This is a genomic window from Alicyclobacillus fodiniaquatilis (genome assembly GCF_042678105.1).
Taxonomy (GTDB): Bacteria; Bacillota; Bacilli; order Alicyclobacillales; family Alicyclobacillaceae; genus Alicyclobacillus; species Alicyclobacillus fodiniaquatilis.
This window is the reverse complement of the sequence record NZ_JBHUCX010000081.1, coordinates 1-4,701: the sequence shown is the minus strand read 5'-3', so window position 1 is coordinate 4,701 and position 4,701 is coordinate 1. Positions and strand designations below refer to the sequence as shown.

4 protein-coding genes and 1 pseudogene are annotated in these 4,701 nt (G+C 46.6%); 4 read left to right on the top strand and 1 reads right to left on the bottom strand.

Annotation, left to right across the window (positions count from 1 at the left end; genetic code table 11):
* The 4 genes and pseudogenes from ACFSB2_RS19530 to ACFSB2_RS19515 form a co-directional block, all read left to right on the top strand.
* A pseudogene (locus tag ACFSB2_RS19530) lies at positions 1-716 on the top strand (transposase); the annotation flags it as partial.
* A gap of 264 nt (positions 717-980) precedes the next feature.
* Positions 981-1,337, top strand: coding sequence for a site-specific integrase (locus ACFSB2_RS19525; protein ID WP_377944776.1), 357 nt, complete (start codon positions 981-983; stop codon positions 1,335-1,337).
* Positions 1,312-1,539, top strand: a complete 228-nt coding sequence (locus ACFSB2_RS19520) for a tyrosine-type recombinase/integrase (RefSeq protein ID WP_377944775.1) — start codon at positions 1,312-1,314, stop codon at positions 1,537-1,539. Before ACFSB2_RS19525 ends, ACFSB2_RS19520 begins: the two co-directional genes overlap by 26 nt.
* A 323-nt stretch (positions 1,540-1,862) precedes the next feature.
* Positions 1,863-3,074, top strand: coding sequence for a multidrug effflux MFS transporter (locus ACFSB2_RS19515; RefSeq protein ID WP_377944774.1), 1,212 nt, complete (start codon positions 1,863-1,865; stop codon positions 3,072-3,074).
* A 1,103-nt stretch (positions 3,075-4,177) separates the two neighbouring features.
* On the opposite strand, the gene ACFSB2_RS19510 is transcribed toward ACFSB2_RS19515, so the two are convergent.
* Positions 4,178-4,701 (bottom strand): NAD-dependent epimerase/dehydratase family protein (locus tag ACFSB2_RS19510; RefSeq protein WP_377944773.1); only part of this gene is annotated, 524 nt, incomplete at its 5' end.

Here is a 4,701-nt window from a genome sequence, read left to right as displayed (position 1 = left end):
TACATGGTCAGAGAAGGTAAACCGGAGGGATTCTTCTACTTGGACCATCGTACGGTTGATGTGAAGTACAACCTGATTACAGACGTGCATATTACACCAGGTAAATGCATGACTCTTTACCGTATATAGAACGACTTGACCACCAACGAAAGCGATTCGGATTTAAAGTTGAAGCCGTAGCTTTAGACTCTGGTTATCTGAATTCTGCAATTTGCAAACAACTCCAGGACCGAGAGATATTCGCCGTCATTGGACAACGTCGGTTTTATAAAACGAAAGGACTGTTTCAGAAATGGAGGTTTAAATACGACGCCGAGACAGACGTGTACGTCTGTCCAAATAAACAAATCTTGCAGTACAAAAGAACAACTCGCGATGGGTACAGGCACTATGTATCCGAAAAAAAACAGTGCGAGAAATGTCCCTTTCTCTCTGAATGTACACGTTCCAAAAACCACCATAAGGTAATCACGAGACACGTGTGGGAAGACAGCAGGGAATGGGTGCGAGAAAACCTACTCACCAAGGTGGGTCAGTATCTATACCAAAAACGAAAAGAAACAATTGAGCGTAGCTTTGCCGATGCAAAACAATTGCATGGGTACAGGTACGCTCGATTTCGTGGACGAGAGAATGTGTTGGAACAAGCATTGCTGACCGCAGCGTGCCAAAACATGAAAAAAATCGCCCTTCACCTAGCGAAAATAGCGGGATGAAGGGGAATTTTATCCCTTTGCACGATCTTAATACAGTTTTGAAACCCAAACTAAAAAAACAGACGCCCAAAGACGTCGGAGAGAGTGCTCAAAGCCCCCTTTATCAACAGCCTGACAAAGCTATTGTGTTTCTTTCGTAAAGACGCCGAAACCCCTTGTGGCGCAAGGGACTTCAGCGTTTTTTGTACTGTATTGTTTTTCGAGTGCAGGCTACAATGAAGCATAATTACATAAATGATATGAATGTGTTTCTAAGTGGAATTCGTGGAACCGATTCGCGACACAAAGAAAATTGAAGTCATGAAATTGATGTTTCGCGGAAGCAATTTACGGGATTACTGCCTGTTCGTGTTGGGAATCAACAGCGGGCTGCGCGTAACATCTTTTACGGTTGAACATCGAAGAAGTGCTGAACGAACGAGGCAAAGTGCTGGATCGAATTACAATTCGGGAAAAGAAAACAGGGAAATTCATGATTTTCCAATTAGCTCCATCGCAAGAAAGCCAATCGAGGAGTACCTAGAAAAACGAGCCTCATATTTACGTTCTGAGCCGCTTTTCGCCTCTCGGAAGGGAAAATACCCATATACAGAGGGTGCAAGCCTGGAAAGCATTAAATAAGGCCGCTAAAACGGTTGGGATAAAAGAACGTATCGGAACGCACACGCTGCGCAAAACATTTGCGTATCACGCGTACAAACAGGGGCAGGACATCACCTTAATCCAGAAGCTGCTAAATCACTCTGCTCCATCTGTCACGCTTAGATATATTGGGATCACTCAAGACCAGATGGACGATGTAAATTTAACATTGAACCTATGATGTATTTTTATCCAAGTTTTTCTCTGCCCTTCATGTGACGCTAACGGAGCAGCATAGCGCAATAAGGGATTATAATCGGAAAAGTGGAATACGGTAATATTTACATGGGCGTTTTGCAGATTCACGAGCCTTTGCGTGGTAAGGGATCTGAGGACATGAAAAAGGACTTCACCCCAAATTGTTGAAAGTAGAAGCGTCCAAACTTTTACAGACCAAAAAGGAGGTTACTTCCGCTTAATCAGATTGATGAAGTTGGGAACGCGTACTTGCTTCCGATGTCCGCTGCTATTTGTGAGGTCACGTCTAATAGGAGTGAGTTCAAAATGAAATCAAACATACATCCCCTTAGACTCGCTTTCATGTTAGCCGTGTTTTCCGGCTTGGGGGCTTTTACCTTCGATATGTATCTTCCGTCGTTTCCGCAAATGATGAAATTTTTCGGAACGACTGCGTCGACGATCCAGGTCAGTATGACAGCTTGTCTTTTGGGATTAGCACTCGGACAAATCACCATGGGTGCATTAAGCGATGTCCACGGTAGACGAAAACCACTTAATATCGCCATGATTATTTACTGTTTATCCTCGCTCGGTTGTGCCTTGGCCCCGAACATCGGGATTTTTATCGCCCTGCGTTTTATACAAGGATTCGCAGTGTCGGCTGGGACGATTTCAAGTGCAATTGCTCGTGACACCTATAACGGTACGGAACTCACGAAGTTCTTTTCATTGATCAGTGTAATGACCAGCGTTGCCCCCTTGATCGCACCCATTGGGGGGAGCGCGATCATCTTGTTCACCAAATGGGAAGGCGTGTTCTATGTATTGGGGATACTCGGATTTATCCTTTCCATTACAACGATTTGGGGACTGAAAGAAAGTTTGCCTGTAGAGAAACGGACTCGCAGCAATTTTGGCGAGATGTTCGGGAACTTTAAGACGCTACTCGGCAATCGGGTATTTATGGGATACGTATTGGCACAAAGCTTTGTGCTTGGGGGCATTATCGCTTACGCCGCTGGTACACCGTTTGTGTATCAAAAAATTTACGGAGTTTCTCCACAGGTGTTTTCTATGCTTTTCGCATTAAACGGAATCGTGTTAATCACTGCCTCACAAGTTGTTCTCAAATTAGCGGGACGAATCTCTGAGCATCGCATTCTCCATTTCGGGTTAGGATTGTCGTTCATCGCAACGATTACCGTACTCATTGTCGTTTTGACACATGGACCCCTGTTTGCACTCGTGACTCCGCTGGTTTGCTTTGTCGCATCAATGGGAATCACAGGTCCTGTTTCGTTCACCTTAGCAATGGAATCCCAAGGACACATCGCGGGTAGTGCGTCCGCGCTTCTCGGCATGATTCCGTTTTTATTAGGTTGTGTCAGTTCCCCATTAGTGGGTATTGCAGGGGAGTATTCTGCGGTGGCATTAGGCATCATCCTTTTAACAGCGAGCCTACTTGCTATAGGTTGTTATACGATTTTAACGCGTAAGAGAAGCATGAAATACCAAAATGCGGGTTCGATGAAATAGTCCTTTGGTGATCACTCCCCCTGCCTTTAGGCATGGGGCTTCTCAGAACACGCATGAGGCAACCGTCCACGTTACGTTCTGAAGGCTCAGTCCAAGCTAAAAATGTTTTTTTAGAATCGTGGCGCTTTCAGCTTCCGAGTTTCAGTCACGATACTCCATAGATTTTGGTCGGTGATGGCACTCCTACGCACTTCGTATCAAATGGAAAAACCGTCCAAGCAATTCACTGTATAAAATTCCTCTCCGAATGACCAATTTGAATTCGAGTTCGGTCTATGACTTTATTTTTCTTTAGAGTTCGATTAAGCGCCTGTCCAACTCCGCCAGTACACGACTTTAATTATTACCTCAAAAATTGGTACTCGAAGGAAACCGCATGAAAATCGAGGTTTCGAGTATACAACTTTATTTTTCGTAATCATTGGTTTGTGGCGGCAACCGCGGATCTACTCTCCGCAAAATAAGTTGTTTTCTACAGCACGGGTTCATTCGGGTTAAAAGCCTGAATTCGCCCGTGTTTTTGTGTTGTAGGGAAAAGGATTGAGGGTGAAGGGCAGGACGAAAAATCGGGGCGGGGGGACTCGGAGTCGGAGACGGAGACGGAGAAGGCTTGTTACGACAGGGATTACGGGTGATTTAAGCGTGAGAAATGAACGAAAGAAATGCGTGGAAAAGAATCTGAAAATGCCCGACTTTCCCTTCTCCGCGACCCCTTTCCTCTGTTCCCGCAGGAAAGAACTTCATTTTACGCAAAATCGATGATTCTAGAAAAATTACGGAGGAGAATGGGTGGGAAAAGACGTGATCTAGAAACCAAAATCGATTTGACGGGAGAAGATGGAAGTATGTGAGGGGAAAGGCGTGGGAAGTCAGGCGGGGCAAGGGATTGGATGAGGTTGAGGCGGGAGATGGCGACGGAAGATCCTCTTTTTTCGATCACAGCTGCTCAACCGTAAAAAGATCACTCTGAATCATAGGCTTTTGCTGCTCCTGTCGTGCTCATGTTCGTCGGACGCTGTCTGCCACGTTGGCCACAAGAGTCAGTTCAGAGAACGGCTTATCGCGCCCATCGCCCGATTGACGTCCGTTTGCCCTCCAAAGCTCTATCGTCGAGCAGATGATTTTTCATAGCGTTGCAAGCCAGCGTCGTGCAAAGTTCTTCCGACATAGCCCAACTCTCGACGGGCAGCGTCATCGTTGACGGTGAACTCACGCCCAATCATGCGTATCATCGAGCGTGAAATTGGCGGATCGCCGTCTTTCCGCGTAACGGCCCAGATCGTGTCGAGCAGCCGGCCAATTGCAGAGGCGAGCCAGTAGGGCATCGAACGCAGCTTATCGATGGACAGGCCCTGCAAGTTCGCGAGCGAGGCGACGAACTCACGGAAAGTCTGTCCTTCTTGGTCTTTGATAAAGAAGGCATGACCGCCTTCTCCGCGTCCAAGAGCGCATTGTATGGCTTCGACCACATTGTCCACGTGACAGGTTGAAAAAGCGTAGTCGCCACGGTTGATGAAGGCGAACTGTCCAGATCTGACTGCTTCGGGAAGCGCTCGGCTGAACAGATCACCAGGTCCCCAGATAGTCGGTGGGCGAAGCGCGATCGTGCGAAAGCCAGTTTTGTTGG

Coding starts and splice junctions, on each gene's coding strand:
- ACFSB2_RS19515 (WP_377944774.1), top strand. CDS start 1,863: ATGAAATCAAACATACATCCCCTTAGACTCGCTTTCATGTTAGCCGTG.